The following is a 16337-nucleotide window of genomic DNA, read 5'->3' as shown; positions in this document are numbered from 1 at the left end:
AGGTGTCCGAAAACATCTGTTCACCTATTCAGGTATTCATATGATCTCATCTCGAAACGGATATTTCGCACAAAGGCCGAACCCTGCGACCTTGGCCCCACCCGTAGCACTCCGAGAGCGCTGTTACCGCAGGCCGTAGTCTGTTCCCCGTGCGCGTACTAGTAATCGGCTCCGGAGCCCGTGAACATGCCCTCCTTCTCTCTCTTGCTCGCGATCCAGGTGTCACGGCCCTGATCTGCGCGCCTGGCAATGCCGGGATCGCGAAAATCGCCGAGCAGCATCCCGTCGACGTTGCTTCGGGTGACGCGGTTACCGCGCTGGCCAAGAAAGTCGAGGCCGACCTCGTCGTCATCGGACCCGAGGTTCCCCTGGTTCTCGGTGTCGCAGATGCGGTGCGCGCAGCAGGTATCGCCTGCTTCGGGCCGTCGGCCGACGCCGCCCGCATCGAGGGCTCGAAAGCTTTCGCCAAGGACGTGATGGCTGTCGCCGGCGTCAAGACCGCACACAGCGAGATCGTCGACAATCCGGCAAAGCTCGACGACGCGCTCGACCGCTTCGGACCGAACTGGGTGGTCAAGGACGACGGACTGGCTGCAGGCAAGGGTGTTGTCGTCACGACGGATCGTCTCGCCGCGCGCGATCACGCCGCTGAACTGCTCGAGACCGGACACCCGGTGCTCCTCGAGTCCTTCCTCGACGGTCCGGAAGTTTCGCTCTTCTGCCTCGTCGACGGCGAAACCGTGATCCCTCTGCTCCCGGCGCAGGACCACAAGCGCGTCGGCGACGGAGATTCCGGACCCAACACCGGCGGCATGGGCGCATACACACCGTTGCCGTGGCTGCCCGACGAGATGATCACGCAGATCGTCGACGACGTGGTCAAGCCCGTCGCTGCCGAGTTGGTGGCGCGCGGTAGCAGCTTCTCCGGCCTTCTCTACGCTGGTCTCGCGATCGGCGTCGACGGCCCGGCCGTGGTCGAATTCAACTGCCGGTTCGGTGACCCCGAAACTCAGGCCGTGCTTGCTCTCCTCGAAACGCCGCTCGGCGGTCTACTCAATGCAGCCTCGACCGGAACCCTCGATGCGGTCGGTCCGTTGCAGTGGCGCGACGGTTCCGCCGTCACGGTCGTGATTGCTGCCGAGAACTACCCGGCAACCCCGCGCACCGGCGACGTGATCACCGGAGCAGACGCCGACGGAGTCCTGCACGCCGGTACCAAGAAGCGTGAAGACGGAGCCGTCGTCTCGGCCGGTGGACGTGTGCTGAGTGTTGTCGGAGTGGGCAAGGATCTGACCGAAGCTCGTGACGACGCCTACGCAAAGATCGCCGACGTCAAGCTTCCCGGCGGTCATTTCCGCAAGGACATCGGACTCGGCGCCGTCGAAGGTCGCATCTCAATTCCCTGACTCGTTCTTTCGGAGGGCCGGTGAACTTTCTGTTCATCGGCCCTTTTCATGGAAAATCAACGGTTCCTCGAAGTTACCCATGAGTATGGACTTCTCGTTCGGTTTCTCCCGGTATATCTCAGCGCGGGGGTCACGGAAAGAGAAGGGCACACTTGAGCATTCGCGCTGGATCCAACGAACGGCACGCACGTACCAATTCCACGCTCTCGCGTAGAAACTTCTTGGCAGCAACAGGATTAGCTGTGGGCGCCGCTGCGCTTTCGTCCTCGTGGACTACGGCGGCCGCTGCGCCCAGGCGAGCATTGAACGACGGAGACCGTGTCCCCGCGCTTGTGATCGGGAGCGGATACGGCGGGGCCGTTGCGGCACTTCGGTTGACGCAGGCCGGCATCGACACACACATGGTCGAAATGGGGAAGTCGTGGACCACACCAGGGTCCGACGGCAAGATCTTCTGCCCGATGCTGTCGCCCGACGGTCGATCCTTCTGGCTCAGAGACCGTACAGTTCAACCGGTTTCACACTTCTCCGGCGGCTCGGTGGACAAGAACATCAACCGGTATGTCGGTGTTCTCGACGCCGAGGACTTCGGCGGGATCAAGGTCTACCAGGGCCGAGGGGTCGGCGGTGGGTCGCTGGTCAACGGCGGTATGGCTGTCACACCCAAGCGCAACTATTTCGAAGAGATCCTGCCCGGGGTCGATTCCAACGAGATGTACTCGACGTATTTCCCGCGGGCCAACGCCGCGCTCGGAGTCAACAACATCGACCCGGCCTGGTTCGAATCGACCGAGTACTACAAGTTCGCGCGGACCGGGCGAAAGACCGCTGAGAGATCCGGTTACACAACAACGTTCGTGCCGAATGTCTACGACTTCAACTACATGAAGCAGGAAGCTGCAGGCCAGGTCACCAAGTCCGCCCTGGTGAGTGAGGTCATCTACGGGAACAACGCGGGAAAGAAGTCTCTGGACAAGACGTACCTCGCTGCGGCATCCGCCACCGGCAAGCTCACCATCTCAGCTCTGCACGTCGTGACCTCGGTTGCCCCGGCCGCGACCGGCGGTGGTTATCAAGTGGTGATGAATCAGATCAACGAGCAGGGCAACACTGTCGGCACCAAGACAGTGACGGCGGACAAGGTCTTCTTCGCAGCCGGCAGTATCGGCACCAGTAAGCTCCTGGTCGCGATGAAAGCGCAAGGGCAGCTGGCGAATTTGCCGGGTGCTGTGGGCCAGGAATGGGGTCACAACGGCAACGTGATGGTGGGCCGCGCCAATCACATGTGGGATGCCACCGGTGCGAAGCAGTCGGCGATCCCCGTGATGGGTATCGACAACTGGGCCGATGCATCCGCACCTGTCTTCGCGGAAATCGCACCCTTCCCGGCCGGCACCGAACTGTGGGTCAGCCTGTACTTGGCGATTGCCAAGAATCCGCAACGTGCGCAGTTCCAATTCAACTCGGCAACAGGCAAAGTCGGTTTGAACTGGCAGCGTTCGCAGAACCAGCCGTCGATCGACATGGCGAAGAAGCTCTTCGACAAGATCAACAAGAAGGAAGGCACGATCTACCGGACCGACCTCTTCGGCCCGACACAGACGTGGGGCGACCAGTTGACGTACCACCCCCTCGGCGGTTGTGTGCTCGGCAAGGCGACCGACGGCTACGGTCGTCTGCCGGAGTACCCGGGTCTGTACGTCATGGACGGATCCCTCGTTCCGGGCAACGTCGGAGTCAACCCGTTCGTCACCATCACCGCTCTGGCCGAACGGAATATCGAGAACATCATTGCGAACGACATGAACTAGAGCGGCAACTCGCGGTCAGGTGCGGTGGGATCGACTTCCACCGCACCTGTTCGGCGTGGGTAGCGGTTACAGTCACCTGGACAGACGACGCTCGATCCAGGGATGTAGACGTGAGGCGGACAAAATCCGAGATCGACGGTGACTGGCTCCGGTGGGGCGTGCCGTCGAACGACGAGTTGGTGGTATCCGAACACGAATTGGACGACGAGCCCGAGGATTTGGTTCTGTGGGGTGGTGCGTCGAGTGCTGATCAGCCGGTGACGTGGGAAACCCACGCACACCGATCGAACGAGATTCTGTTTCCTCGTTCCGGCATTGTGGTTGTACGCTCAGGCGCTCAGATGTGGACGTTGCTGCCGGGCAGAGGGCTGTGGATACCGGCACTGGTTCGGCACTCGGTGCGCGTTGCCGCGGGTGCGAAATTCTTGACCGTGTATTGCGCTGTAGGGCAGGGACCTTCGCTCGGTGATCACCCGGTTGCGGTGCACGGCACGCCGCTTCTGTACGAGTTGTTTCTTCATCTGAGTGCTCGCGAGATGACGGACGAAGCGAGGCGCCGCGCCGAGCGAGTGTTCTTCGACCTCGTTGTTCCAGGCGACGAGCGCGGAGCGATGAAGATTCCCGATTCGGGGCCGGTCGGCCGGATTGCGCTCGACCTGTTGTCCCAACCGGACGATCCACGCAGTTTCGAAGACTGGGCGAACGAGATCGGTGTCAGTACCAGCACTTTGGCTCGTCGATTCAAAGTGGATACCGGCGTCAGTTTCGGCCAGTGGCGCGTACTGCTTCGGATGAACGTGGCGATGTCCCTGCTCGGCCAAGGCATTGCGGTGGCTGATGTGGCAGAGCAGATCGGATACTCGACGCCGAGTAGTTTCGTCGCAGCCTTCAAGCAGTCCACAGGTGTCACGCCGATGGCATTTCGAAAGAACGCGGACCGCTGATCGGATTTCGACATTCTTTGACAAAACTCCGTTATTGCGTCAATTCCTGATCCGCTCTACCGTTAACCATGTAGGCGAGGCTTACTTTACTTTCCGGGTTCGGGGTTCTCCCGAAACCCGCTCGACAGCATGGGGCAGAAGTGAACGATTTTGTTGCGCCGCGTTCCCAACGCGGTAGCAGGGCCATCTTCATGGCTGTGGCAGTGGCACTTTCGACGGTGCTGGCAGCGTGTGGCACCTCGACGACCGACACGAAGTCCGACGGTGAAGCGTGGACGTATGTAGATGCGCGTGGGCAGCAGATTTCGCTCGACAAGGTCCCCGAACGCATTGTGGCGACGGCGGACACCGCGCCGGTGCTACTCGAATACGGCGTCGTTCCGGTCGGCATCATCGGATTCTCCAGGCTCGACGAATCCACGTTGAATGCATTCGACTTCAGCGGAATCGCCCATGTCAGCGAGACCGACACAGACATCAGTGCCGAGAAACTCCTGGCAGTGGACCCGGATCTCGTCATCGACATCTGGAGTTCGTACAACGGTGGAAACTTCGGCAGCATCTGGGGTGACGATATCGCTCGCGTCGAAGAGGTTGCTCCCATTGCCGGCGTCAAGATCACCGACGGGGCGCAAGCGGCGCTGGACAGCTTCAGTTCGTTGGTCCAGGGTATCGGCGGCACCGACGCCTCGCCGGTCTACGCGGCGAAGCGGGAAGAGTTGAGTGCACTCGGTGACCGGGTGCGCGACTTGGCCACTTCGCGGTCGAATATCTCTGTTGCATACGTGATTCCGTTGGAGTCGAGCCTTGACTACGCGGTGCCGGGATGGACTCCGCTCGGAAGTATTCTCGAAACGATGGGCGTCGAATTTGCGAAGCTCGACAGCGAGGACGGTTTCTGGGCTTCGGCGAGTTGGGAAGAGCCGGGCGTCTTTCCGGCTGATCTCCTCCTGATTCCGCCGACTTGGTCGGATGCACCGGAGCTCAATTCGCCGACTTTCACCAGGCTTCCGGCTGTGGTTTCAGGCCAGGTTGCGTCGGTCGAACTTCGTACGGGGTACAGCCTGACGGGCATCACCGAGCAGATGAAGCGTTTTGCCGACGTCTACGAGAAGAGCGGGAAAGTCACCTGAGCAGCATCACCGCGGTGCGTGATCTCGCAATGATCGATTGACCCGGTCGAGGATGCCGATGGCAGCGGTCAATGTGCCGAGGTCGCCCTCGTCGAGGGACTCCAGTTCTTCGGCGAGGACACCGATGCGTAGTTCGGACCGACGGTCCCGTCGCGCGCTTCGCTCGTCCTTCACGTAAAGCGTGCTCACTCGGCCGTCCGTGGGATCGGGCCGTCGCTCGATCAGATCTTTGTCGGAGAGTGTGCGCACCAGTGTGCTGACGGTGTTCGGGCGTCTGGAGAGACGGTCGGCGACAGCCCCGATGCGAGTGCCCGGATGGTGTGCAACATCGTGAAGTACTTCGGATTGTGCCTCGGGCAACGTCGCGTCGGTGCCTGACGTAGCCATGTATTCGCGCAGCGCTCGACGTAATTCGAAGGCCGCAGCGATGAGTGATCTCGATGATTCTTCTGCTGTGGGCACGCGATCAGGGTAGCGATCAGCCCCGTGTGAGCCACGCCCTGAAACTGTATCTGGCACAGATATAGTTTACAGTTCTCTAAAGGGTAGGCTCACCTAACCATGACGGAACATGAAGCAGCCATGCTTCACGACGTACGGGACACGATCATGAATTTTCGAATAAAGTCACGCAGTGCGCTGCTGATCGGCGCACTGGCCTTGGTGGCGACTCTCAGTGGCTGCGCGAGTGAGAACGCTTCGACCACAGATCCTGAGATCAGTGCGTCGGCGCCGTCGGACTCTGCGTTTGTCGCTCCGCGAAAAGTCCCCGCCGGCATGGGGAGCGGGAAGTCGGACGGCGAATTTCCCCGCACCGTCTCACACTTTAAAGGGGACACCACGATCGAATCACAGCCGGAGAAGGTTGTAGTGATCTCGACCGGACAGGCCGATGCACTCCTGTCGCTCGGTGTCGTGCCGGCAGGTTCGACCCGTGGTGACGGTGCGGACCTGGTGCCGCCGTACCTGTTGGCCGCATACCCCGAATTCCGAACTCAGCTAAGTGATGTCGTCGACGCAGGTGGGCGCTTCACACCGAACTTCGAAGCGATCGTCAAGCTCGATCCAGACCTGATCTTGATGAATGTTGCAGGGAAGGATGCTGATTCGCTGTACGACCAGCTTTCGGCAATCGCACCCACCGTGGCAACGCAGGGGACCGGTGTCTACTGGAAGCAGGACTTCCTGCTCGTTGCGGACGGAGTAGGCAAGGCACAGCAGGCGACAGCACTACTGAATACCTTCAACGCGGATGCCGCAGAACTCGGAGCTTCCCTCTCGTCGCCGCCGACGGTGTCGTTCACCCGGCAGAATGGAAATCGCCTGCGCATCTTCGGCATTCCTTCGTTCACCGGCAGTATCGCCCAGGATGCCGGCCTGACGCGTCCGGAGTCGCAGCAATTCGACGACACCTCCCGAGACATCAGTGAGGAGGAGTTGAACGTGGCGGACGCTGATTGGATCTTCTACGGAGTGCAGGGCGGGGACCCGGCGGCGTTGACGAACGCGCCGTTGTGGGCGCAGCTACATGGTGTTGTTGCCAACCACGCCGTTGCTGTCGACGACGACGTCTTCTACCTCAATACCGGGCCGACTGCGGCTCGTGAAGTGCTGAAAGTTCTGCAGAGCTCACTGCAGCGGCAGTAATCACTCGGGAATCTCGATTTGTTCAGCCTGGATGGTCGGTACTCGCAGAGAGCGCAAGTAATTCACAGCAATAGGCAGAATCGAGACGACGACGACAGCGATGAGGATAATTTCGATGTGGGCGCGAACGAACTCGATTCCTCCGAGCATGTAGCCGAGTACCGGAACGAGAACTCCCCAAGCGAGTCCTCCGATGACGTTGTATGTCAGGAAGGTTCGATACGGCATCCGTGAAGTACCCGCCATTACTGGGGTGATGGTTCGGATGACGGGAACAAATCGCGCAAGGACGACGGTACGAGGTCCGTGCTTCTCGAAGAATGCTTCTGCCCGCGCAAGTTGATCGGGACCAAGCCGCTTGGCTCCAGGTCGATCGAAAACCGCAGGGCCCGCTGCGCGTCCGACAAGGTAGCCGCATTGGTCGCCGATCACAGCGACGATGGGGATGGTCACGAGGAGAACCCATAGCGGAACGAATGGCTGCTCCTGTGCGACGAGGACACCAGCTGTGAACAAGAGCGAATCGCCGGGAAGAAAAAACCCGAACAGAAGACCGGTTTCGATGAATACCGCCCCAAGCAAACCGATCAGACCGAACGTGGAGAGCAGGGTATCGGGGTTCAGAATTCCGCTGGTGAGTGCGAGCGTCATACGAGCGCCCTATCGCGAGAGGCAGAGGAAGTGCGGTCGTTCGTCTTGGAGCGGCCTTCGACGAACCGGAAGACGGCGCCGCCCGCGGTGACCGCAAGCGTCGCGAGAATGGCCCCGGCGATGACATCGGTGAGCCAGTGAACTCCCAAATACAGGCGAGTCAGGGCTACGACGATTGTGACTGTCACGGCGAGGAGCATCAGTAGTCTCTTGACGGCGTGTGTGCGGTGCGCGCTCAGAACGAGGACGACGATGCCGAACAGTGCAGCGGTCCCGGTGACGTGACCAGACGGGAACGAGTGGTCGGTCTCGAGAAGCACCTGGATGTTGGTCGGCGGACGTTCGCGACCGACAAGCGCTTTGACTACCGTGCTGGCGACCGCCGCGGCGCCGACGGTTCCGACCACGATCAAGCCCGGGACCACCGAGCGTGCTCGCCACGAGATGAGTGCACCGCAGGCGATCCCGAGCAGTGCAGTGGCGACAGGGCTGCCGAGATCTGTTACTGCCACTGCGATCTGATCAAGGGCGCCGCTCCGGTGATCGACCATCCAGTCGGTCACCGGCCCGTCGAGGCTTGTCAACCACCCGTTTCGATATACCTGGATCGATAGCGTCACCAGTGCCAGCACGAGTCCACAAGCGCGGAGGACTGTCGAGCGAACGCTGGACGCCCGATAGATCGAACCGAATGCGAACAGCGCTGCGGCCACCACGATTGCGGCAACCGCAATCTCCGCGGTGGTGCTCTCGGTCAGGACTTCGGTAACCACGTTTCGCACGGTCGACACAGTTGCAGGCATGAATGCAGTGTGACGATCCGAAGCTGAAGAAACGCTGAACGGAACTCGGCCTTGGGCCAACTCTCTGCTCTACTGGATGCATCCGAACAACTGCGTGTCGACGAAACGGGGCCGGTGGTGCGAGTACTGGTGGTCGAAGACGAAGTACGCCTGGCCGAGACGATCCGGCGGGGATTAGTCGCCGAGGGGTTCGTGGCCGCCGTTGAGCACAACGGAGACGACGGATTCGCGACGGCCAGCAGCGAGGAATTCGACGTGATCGTCCTCGACATCATGTTGCCTGGCAAACACGGATACGACATCGTTCGGGACCTACGCGCCCGGGAGATCTGGACGCCGATCCTGATGCTGTCGGCGAAGGACGGTGAATACGACCTCGCCGATGCTTTCGACCTCGGTGCCGACGACTACCTGGTCAAGCCTTTCTCGTTTGTCGTGCTTCTCGCTCGGCTGCGCGCATTGGTACGTCGTGGCGCTCCGCAACGTCCGGCGATACTCACCGTGGGCGACCTGTCTCTCGACCCGGCTAAACATCTGGTCAGCCGAGCGGGAAACGAATTGACCTTGACGCCAAGGGAGTACAGCGTTCTCGAGTTCTTGATGCGCAACAACGGAGTTGTGGTCACGAAGACCGAGATCGTTCGGTCCGTGTGGGACACCAATTACGAGGGTGACGAGAACATCGTCGAGGTCTATATCGGTTACCTACGTAAGAAGGTCGACCTGCCGTTCGGAACTCACAGCATCGAAACCGTCCGAGGTGTCGGGTACCGGTTTGTCGGCACCGCCTGATCTTCATCCGTTCGGCACCGGAATTGTCACCTCGAATCGACTTCCGCCACCTGCTCTCTCGCTGACGGTGATCGTTCCGCGATGCGCCGCAACGATTTCCGACGCGATGGCAAGTCCAAGTCCGGACCCACCTCCTTGCCTCGACCGTGGCTGATCGAGGCGTACGAAGCGCCCGAAGATTCGTTCGCGTTCTGCTGCAGGGATTCCGGGGCCGTCATCCTCGATCACGATATGGGCATCGTGGCCTGCCTCGGAGCACTCGAGATGCACTAGGGTCTCGGTGTGCCGTACTGCGTTGTCGACCAGGTTGCGCACCATTCGTGTCAACGCTCGGGGGTCTCCGGAGACGCGAACCGGCGCCACGGTGGCGGTGACCGCAACCTCGGAGAAACCGTCGATCCTCTTCTTCTCGGCGAACAAGATGTCGTCCAGGTCGACATCGACGGAGGTACCGATCTTTTCGAGTTCGCTTTCGTCCGAGCGCGCGAGAATCAACAGATCTTCGATCAGCTGCCGCATGCGGCGCGCCTCGGGAAGTAGTGCGTCTTCGATCAACGCGTCGTCGAGGAGATCCGGGCGTCGGTGTGCCAGTTCGAGAGCCGTCGTGATCGTGGACAGTGGACTACGTAATTCGTGTGAGGCATCGCTGACAAATCGTTGCTGAGCCAGTGCACCTTCGTCGAGGCGTGCAAGCATGTCGTTCATTGTTGTTGCCAGCCGGGCTATCTCGTCGTTCCCAGCTGGGACAGGCACTCGTTCACCCTGTCGCCCACTCGAAATCGAGGCCACCCGAGCGCGTATGCGTTCGACGGGAGCGAGGGCCGAACCGACCAGGCGGTAGGTGGCAAACGCAGCCAGCCCCAGCACGAGGGGGCCGACGATAGCCAGCAGAACGGCAACGGTGGTCACTACGGTTTCAACCGGTTCACGGTCAGCGCCGACGAAGACGGTGACCGGTCCGGTCGGCGTCTGAGCACCTCGCCCGATCAGCCAGTAGTCCTCGTCGTCGGACTTCTTGACCCTTCCGAAGGTGTCCGACTCGTCGGGGCCGAGAAGCTGTTCGGACAGTAGGCCGCTCTCGGTTCCGGGAGACTGCGCCGCTATTCGATGATCGGCGTCGACTATCTGCACGATCCCGATCTGACTGTCGGTGGACAGAAGCGAAGGATCAAGCTCGGCCGGGTTCTTTCCGTTGAGCTGCTGGACCAACTGCGTGGCACGGGCTTCGGAGCTGTTCAGTGCGGACAGATGCAGGGAGTTCGCCAGCACGAAAACCAGTGCAAGCCCGGCGATCACCAGGCAGAAGGCGATCACGAGTGTCGATGCCACGGTCGAACGGGCGCGCACGCTCCACCGGGACGGGTGCAGAATCGACGACGCAAGATGCTCCATGACGTCCAGTCTGTACTCTCGGGCGCAACCGCGGCGAACGTTCTCAGCTTCCTTTCAACATCCACGTGCCACGCTGGCCGACATGGCGTTCACGCGTGAAATGGCGAGCAAGGTCCCTGAGGTCACGCTGTACTTCTGGCTGATCAAGATTCTGGGAACGACAGTGGGGGAGACTGCCGCGGATTCACTCGACGCGGATCTCGGCATCGGGCTGATCGGCACCGCTGCGTTGACTTCGGTGTTCTTGGTCATCGCGCTGATCATCCAGTTCACGCGGAAACAGTATGTACCGTGGATCTATTGGCTGGTGGTAGTTCTGATCAGCGTAGTCGGAACGCTCATCACCGATATTCTGACCGACAATCTCGGTGTACCGCTCGAAGTGAGTACGGGAATCTTTGCGGTTGCGCTGGCCGCTACGTTCGGGATCTGGTTTGCCAGTGAACGGACGTTGTCCATCCACAGCATTCGCACACCGAAGCGCGAAGCGTTCTACTGGTTCGCCATCCTGTTCACATTTTCACTCGGAACGGCGGCAGGAGACTTGATTGCCGAACAGGTGGACCTGGGGTATGCGAAGTCTGCGTTGTTGTTCGGCGTCGTGATCGCCGTAGTGGCCGCCGCTCACTTCGGCCTGAAACTCAATGCTGTACTTGCATTTTGGATCGCATACATTGTCACTCGTCCGCTGGGGGCGTCCATCGGTGACCTGTTGACCCAAGACCGAGATGAGGGCGGATTGGGATTCGGGCCGACGGTGGTGAGCATTGTCTTCACGATCGTGATCGTCGCGCTGGTCGCCTTTCTCACTGTCACCAAAGTCGATGTTCTGCCAGAACCGAGCAATGGTCGGCAGCCCGCAGACGCAAAAACGGGTGACGCGGTCCGGTGAGACCGAAGAGATCGATCGCACCTGTTCGGACCGCGTCACCCGCCTACAGGATCACGCCACTCGCTTGGCGGTACGCCCGCCGAATTCGAGCATCACGGCGCGACCGGTCTCGTCGGTGACGAAGCGGCCCAACGCCCGGGTGGTGTCGGCGCGAGCAGCGAAGTCATGGTCGTTGACGAAGGCGATCGGGATCGCCGGCGGCCAGACGATGTCCTCGTATTCGCCGAGGTCCTGCGCGCTACCCATCCGGATGCCGATTCCCTCGTCACCGGGGGCGACGGTCATCGTCAGCGAGCCTGCCTGATACTTGCCCAGGACTGCATCGACGGCAGCGGGTTCGGGCTCGACCACGTCGAGGGATGCCGGCGCGGGTAGTTCAGTGAGATTGGCCATGGACCAGTCGACGATCTTCTTGCCGATTCCGCCGCCGAGTGCGTTGGTCAGCACGGTGACGGCGAAGTTCTTCTCGGGCACCGTCATGAACTCGGAGACCTGGAGATTGCTGACGTTTCCGCCGTGCCGCACTACCTGCGTGGTTCCGTACCGAGTCAGCAGCCATCCCAGGCCGACTTCCTCGAACATCATCGCTGCGGGACGCTGCGGCTTCTGCATCAGCAACCGAGTGGACTCGTCGAGTGGTTGTCCTTCTCCGGGGCGTTCGCCCGACAGCGCGTAGCGTGCCCAGACGAGCTGGTCTCGCACCGAGGACCACATTCCACCACAGGGAATCATGCCGCGGTCCAGTCCGGTTTCGTTGGATACGAACGGCACACCGTCGCGGATGTAGTGGCCGAGTGCGAACCGGTGGGTCATCACGTCCCAGGGCAGGAACGCCGAATTCTTCATTTCCAGAGGGTCCAGAACACGCTGCTTGACCAGCTCTTCGAAGGTCAGTCCGCTGATCTTGGCCACGACATGTCCGGCGAGAACGAATCCGGAGTTGCTGTAGGAGAATACTTCTCCGACAGGGAACTCTTGTCGCAGTTCGTTCAGCCGTGAAACCGAGCGTCCCAGGGCGTCTTCGCCCCAGCCTGCCGAGAGGCCCGCGTCGCCGGTGAATCCGCCGGTGTGGGTCAGGAGATGACGCATCGTGACTGTGCGGGTGGCTTCTTCGTCGGCGAAGGTCAGTTCGGGGACGTACTCGACCACCGGGGTGTCGAGGTCGAGCAGTCCGTCCTCGACGAGTGCCATCGCGGCTGTTGCGGCGAACACCTTTGTGGTGGAGCCGATCATGAACATCGTCTTGTCGGTGACCGGGAGCTGGGTTTCGACGCTTTCGATGCCACTGGTGACGACGATGTCCTTGTCACCGTGCACGATACCGACCGAGACGCCGGGGATGTTTGCCTCGACCCTCCACTGATCGACGAGTTCTTGAAGCTGTTCTTGCATCTTTGATTCCTCGAGTTCGCTGGCGTTCTGTGTTTCGGCGTTCTGTGTTTCCGCAATCGTATGTGTATCGGTCATGGTCACGCGTTAACCCGTGGTAGGAAGCGGAATCCGACGTATACGCCGTCGCGGTGCGGCCGTACCGTCGTCCAACCGGCGGCTCCCGGTTGACGGGTGGTCCAGGTTCCGGGGATCTGCGACGGTACGAGAGTGGCTACCGCTGCAGGCTTCTTGGGAGCTGTTTCGTCTTCCTCGGGATTCGGGATGACGTCGCCGATGACGGTGATCACGGCTTCGTCAGCGGACTCTCCGCGACGGAACTCGATTGCTATTCCGCCCGAGCTGTACTTACCCAGAACCGAATCCGGAATCGACTCCACACTCGCGGGGTTCGGGGCGAGGGCTTGCGGAGGTTCGAGTCCGACCAACGCGGCCGCGGCTTCGGTGAAGAGATCGCGGTAGAGGCCGTCTGCTTTGCCGCCGCTGGTCAGCAGCGCGATCGCGACATTGTGGCGGGGGAAGATACGCAGATAGGCATGCTGCCCGATGGTGCTGCCGTCGTGCCCGAAAATTTCTTCGCCCGACCAGGTTTCGTGGAACCAGCCCAAGCCCCAACCCGACTTGTCCGGGAACAGATCGCTGATGTCGATTTCGGGTGTACGCATCGCGGCGGCTGATTCCTCCGACACGATCCGCACGCCGCCGACGCTCTGTCCTTCGAGGAGTCCGAGTTCGGCGAACGTGAGTAGATCTCCGATGCTGGCAGTGATGCAGCCGGCCGGCCCCATCGAGCGCGTGATCGGCCAGACGGGCATCACGACAGAGTTTCCCGTATGTCCTGCTGCCACAGAGTATCTCGGAGCATCTCCGGTCAACGTGAGTGTGTGCTCGAGGCCGAGCGGATCGATGATCCGCTCCTTGAGGATGTCGTCCCAGATGCCTCCGCGAAGGACCTCGACGATACGAGCTGCAAGGACGTACGCGGAGTTCGAGTACGCGAAGCCGTCCTCGAGGGGATGAACCTGACGGAAGTCGCGCAGGCCCTCGACGTAGCGTTCGACGACGTCGTCTCCGCGACCCTTGTCGATGAAGAGGTCACCGTCGATTCCGTTGCGATGGTTCAGAAGTGCGCGAACCGTGATGCGGGCGGCTGTTTCCTCGTCTTGCAGCGCGAAGTCGGGAAGGATCGACCGAACGGTTGCGTCCAGGTCGAGCAAGCCCTCGTCGACCAGCTGCATGACCAGCATCGCGGTCCACACCTTGGTGATGGATCCGATCTGGAACAGGGAGTCTGTGGAGACCTCGACCCCGGTGTCTGCATTGATCACGCCGGAAGCCACCGTCGTACGGGTGATTTCCTTACCGCTGGAATCGAGTGTGAGAATACCGAATTGAGCACCGGTGACGCCGTAACGCTCACAGAGTACGTCGAGTGAACGCTTCCATGCATCGGCTCCGGCAGACGCGTTGGCCAGGCCGGTCTTGGGCAGCTTCGCCGAGGTGTAGCGCTTCACCCACTCGATGAGCCGTGTGCTGTAGTCGATTCGGTGTGCGATCGAGCCGTTGACGAGGAAACCGTGGCTCGCGCCGGGATACGCCACCAGTCGGGTGGGGACGTGCTTCTGGCGCAGCGCGGCGAACCAGGCCTCGGCCTGACCCAGCGGGCACCGCTCGTCCGACTTTCCGTGCAGGATCAGCGTCGGAGTCACCACGTTCTTCACGGAGGCGAGGGGCGAGGCAGCCAGGAGTTTGGCGGAGTTCTCGGGGACAGTCGTTCCGGTGGCCAGTGAGGCGAGGTGCGGACCGAAATCGCAGACTCCGGCCATGGCGTTGAAATCGCAGATCAGCCCGCCGGCCACAGCCGCGGCAAAGCGATCGGTCTGTGAGGTGAGGTGGCAGGTGCTGTATCCGCCGTAGCTGTACCCGGTGATCGCCAGTCGGTCCCCGTCGACAAGTCCTTCGGCAACAAGAGCATCGATCGGCTCGAGGAAGTCAGCTTGGTCCGAGGTGCCCCAGGCGCCGTTGACGGCATACATGAAGTCCTCGCCGTACCCGTCTGATCCACGTGGATTGAGGGTCAAGATGCGCCAACCCTGCGCTGCGAGAACCTGGTGGGCGGGGTGATAGGTGTCGGCAACGCCCGTCCATGCGTTGTGCGGCCCACCGTGAATGTCGAGCAGAAGTGGTGCGGCGCCATCGGTTTCGGGAGCGGACAGCAACCAACCGTGCACGGTACGGCCGTCGGAGATGGTGAACTCGCGTTCCTCGGCGGCAAACAGGGTCACCTCGGGAAGTGCTTCTGCGGTGAAGCTTGTCAGCGTGGTGACGGCGCCGCTGTCCAGATCGACGAGTGCGACCTCACCGAAGGACTGCTGCGTGGTGACGATGACGGAGGCGACGCGCGCATCACGGGCAACGGAGAGCGCCGCGACGACCTCGTTGGGATTGGCGACGAGGGAGCGGGAGGTGCCGGTTTCTATGTCGACGGCGTACAGATGCGTCCATCCGCGATCGCGCAGGCAGAACACGATCTCGTCGCCGGTGTTCGACAGGGCCGGTGTGCCACCGGGGTAACCGGGTGCGCCGGGCATCACGTTGCGATCGAGATGAGCGGTGAGGGTGACGTCGACCGGTGTCTCGATTGGGCCGGGGACGGACAGACGGATCAGGTCTGCAGTTCCGACACGGACCTCGGGAGTGCCGATGGCGACAACCGAATCTCCGTTCGGGTGCCAGAGCGTCGAGCCCTGCACCCCGGTGGCGTGGCCGAGTTGCTGCGGCGGAACCGACAGATCGTCGACGAGGATTCGGTAGGCGCTGAACGTGAGGTTCAGATCGCTGTCCGGTTCCAGATTCGCTGTGAAGGCGAGAGCCTTGCCGTCCGGTGACCAGGACGGAACGTCTGCATTCCAATCACCGTCGGTGAGGCGTCGAACTGCCTTCGTTTCCAGTTCGACGGTGTGCAGGTGGCGCCGGAAGGTTCCGAGCCAACCGGCACCGTCCACCTTGTATCCGAGTCGGTCGGTGACGATGGGCGCGTTCGGGTCGGTGGAGTCCGAACGTGAGACCACGGCGGCGAATGCAATGGCTTTTCCGTGCGGGCTCCAGGCCGCTGCGCCGGCCCCGAGGGGGAGTGATGCTGCTGTGGTGAGGGTTTCGGCCTCGCCGCCGGCGAGCGGGATCAGGTGCAACTGCGCGGAGTCTCCGACCTTACGGAGGAAGGCAATCGAGGTTCCGTCCGGAGAGAACCGAGGTGCCGAATCCGCGGGCCCCGCAGTGAGGCGGCGAGCCTGGGAATCGCGGGACACCGCCCAGAGCGATGTAGTTGCCTTTCCGGCAACAATTTCCGAGCGAACGAAGACGACCACGGTGCCGTCGGGAGAGATTGAGGTCTCAGTGGGTGTGACCACACTGTGGAGGTCGTCGAGAACAAATGGACGGTCAGTCATGTAGATCCTTCGAATCGGAGAAATAGAT

General features: G+C 61.4%; 13 protein-coding genes. 7 read left to right on the top strand and 6 right to left on the bottom strand.

The features are described 5' to 3' along the window. Positions 1-149: 149 nt before the first annotated feature. The 4 genes from purD (at position 150) to ACFWAD_RS22035 (ending at position 5294) form a co-directional block, all read left to right on the top strand. On the top strand, positions 150-1406 hold the full coding sequence (gene purD, locus ACFWAD_RS22050; protein ID WP_378547678.1) for a phosphoribosylamine--glycine ligase: 1257 nt from the start codon (positions 150-152) through the stop codon (positions 1404-1406). Positions 1407-1648: 242 nt separating this feature from the next. Further along, positions 1649-3217: a GMC oxidoreductase gene (locus ACFWAD_RS22045; protein ID WP_378536169.1), complete on the top strand. Its 1569-nt coding sequence runs from the start codon at positions 1649-1651 to the stop codon at positions 3215-3217. 110 nt (positions 3218-3327) lie between these two features. Next, a complete protein-coding gene (locus ACFWAD_RS22040; protein ID WP_378547675.1) occupies positions 3328-4161 on the top strand; it encodes a helix-turn-helix domain-containing protein in 834 nt (277 codons plus the stop codon). A gap of 140 nt (positions 4162-4301) precedes the next feature. Then, positions 4302-5294: an ABC transporter substrate-binding protein gene (locus ACFWAD_RS22035; protein ID WP_378547672.1), complete on the top strand. Its 993-nt coding sequence runs from the start codon at positions 4302-4304 to the stop codon at positions 5292-5294. Positions 5295-5300: 6 nt separating this feature from the next. Here ACFWAD_RS22035 and ACFWAD_RS22030 read toward each other — a convergent pair whose 3' ends face one another. Continuing rightward, positions 5301-5756, bottom strand: coding sequence for a MarR family winged helix-turn-helix transcriptional regulator (locus ACFWAD_RS22030; protein WP_378547669.1), 456 nt, complete (start codon positions 5754-5756; stop codon positions 5301-5303). Between the two features lie 147 nt (positions 5757-5903). Here ACFWAD_RS22030 and ACFWAD_RS22025 point away from each other — a divergent pair, with 147 nt between their 5' ends. Then, positions 5904-6941 (top strand): ABC transporter substrate-binding protein, encoded by a 1038-nt coding sequence (locus ACFWAD_RS22025; RefSeq protein ID WP_378547666.1) that lies wholly within the window; start codon positions 5904-5906, stop codon positions 6939-6941. Here the strand turns inward: ACFWAD_RS22025 and ACFWAD_RS22020 are convergent, their stop codons facing one another. Both ACFWAD_RS22020 and ACFWAD_RS22015 read right to left on the bottom strand, forming a co-directional pair. Further along, the gene (locus ACFWAD_RS22020) at positions 6942-7592 is read right to left on the bottom strand and encodes a DedA family protein (RefSeq protein ID WP_378547663.1); all 651 of its coding nucleotides are present in this window, start codon (positions 7590-7592) and stop codon (positions 6942-6944) included. It lies immediately after the preceding gene. After that, positions 7589-8395, bottom strand: coding sequence for a phosphatase PAP2 family protein (locus ACFWAD_RS22015; protein ID WP_378547660.1), 807 nt, complete (start codon positions 8393-8395; stop codon positions 7589-7591). The genes ACFWAD_RS22020 and ACFWAD_RS22015 overlap by 4 nt, the downstream gene beginning before the upstream one ends. Positions 8396-8512: 117 nt before the next feature. Here ACFWAD_RS22015 and ACFWAD_RS22010 point away from each other — a divergent pair, with 117 nt between their 5' ends. Then, a complete protein-coding gene (locus tag ACFWAD_RS22010) occupies positions 8513-9187 on the top strand; it encodes a response regulator transcription factor (RefSeq protein ID WP_378547829.1) in 675 nt (224 codons plus the stop codon). A 3-nt stretch (positions 9188-9190) separates the two neighbouring features. On the opposite strand, the gene ACFWAD_RS22005 is transcribed toward ACFWAD_RS22010, so the two are convergent. After that, positions 9191-10579, bottom strand: coding sequence for a sensor histidine kinase (locus ACFWAD_RS22005; RefSeq protein ID WP_378547657.1), 1389 nt, complete (start codon positions 10577-10579; stop codon positions 9191-9193). Between the two features lie 82 nt (positions 10580-10661). Between ACFWAD_RS22005 and ACFWAD_RS22000 the strand changes: the two genes are divergently transcribed. After that, the gene (locus ACFWAD_RS22000) at positions 10662-11471 is read left to right on the top strand and encodes a hypothetical protein (RefSeq protein WP_378547655.1); all 810 of its coding nucleotides are present in this window, start codon (positions 10662-10664) and stop codon (positions 11469-11471) included. A 51-nt stretch (positions 11472-11522) separates the two neighbouring features. Here ACFWAD_RS22000 and ACFWAD_RS21995 read toward each other — a convergent pair whose 3' ends face one another. Beyond that, complete coding sequence (locus ACFWAD_RS21995; protein WP_378535334.1) at positions 11523-12938, bottom strand: serine hydrolase domain-containing protein; 1416 nt, start codon at positions 12936-12938, stop codon at positions 11523-11525. 2 nt (positions 12939-12940) lie between these two features. Then, a complete protein-coding gene (locus ACFWAD_RS21990) occupies positions 12941-16309 on the bottom strand; it encodes a serine hydrolase (protein WP_378547653.1) in 3369 nt (1122 codons plus the stop codon). Positions 16310-16337 lie beyond the last annotated feature (28 nt).

The organism is Rhodococcus sp. NPDC059969, assembly GCF_042738325.1.
In the GTDB taxonomy this organism is placed as follows: domain Bacteria; phylum Actinomycetota; class Actinomycetes; order Mycobacteriales; family Mycobacteriaceae; genus Rhodococcus_F.
Note: the sequence above shows the minus strand (reverse complement) of the source record. Positions and strands in the feature narration are given on the sequence as shown.

What these genes read in the sequence shown, in the direction of transcription:
- ACFWAD_RS22020 (WP_378547663.1), bottom strand. Translation starts at nt 7,592, where the DNA reads ATGACGCTCGCACTCACCAGCGGAATTCTGAACCCCGATACCCTGCTC.
- ACFWAD_RS22025 (WP_378547666.1), top strand. Translation starts at nt 5,904, where the DNA reads ATGAATTTTCGAATAAAGTCACGCAGTGCGCTGCTGATCGGCGCACTG.
- ACFWAD_RS22000 (WP_378547655.1), top strand. Translation starts at nt 10,662, where the DNA reads ATGGCGTTCACGCGTGAAATGGCGAGCAAGGTCCCTGAGGTCACGCTG.
- ACFWAD_RS21995 (WP_378535334.1), bottom strand. Translation starts at nt 12,938, where the DNA reads ATGACCGATACACATACGATTGCGGAAACACAGAACGCCGAAACACAG.
- ACFWAD_RS22005 (WP_378547657.1), bottom strand. Translation starts at nt 10,579, where the DNA reads ATGGAGCATCTTGCGTCGTCGATTCTGCACCCGTCCCGGTGGAGCGTG.
- ACFWAD_RS22015 (WP_378547660.1), bottom strand. Translation starts at nt 8,395, where the DNA reads ATGCCTGCAACTGTGTCGACCGTGCGAAACGTGGTTACCGAAGTCCTG.
- ACFWAD_RS21990 (WP_378547653.1), bottom strand. Translation starts at nt 16,309, where the DNA reads ATGACTGACCGTCCATTTGTTCTCGACGACCTCCACAGTGTGGTCACA.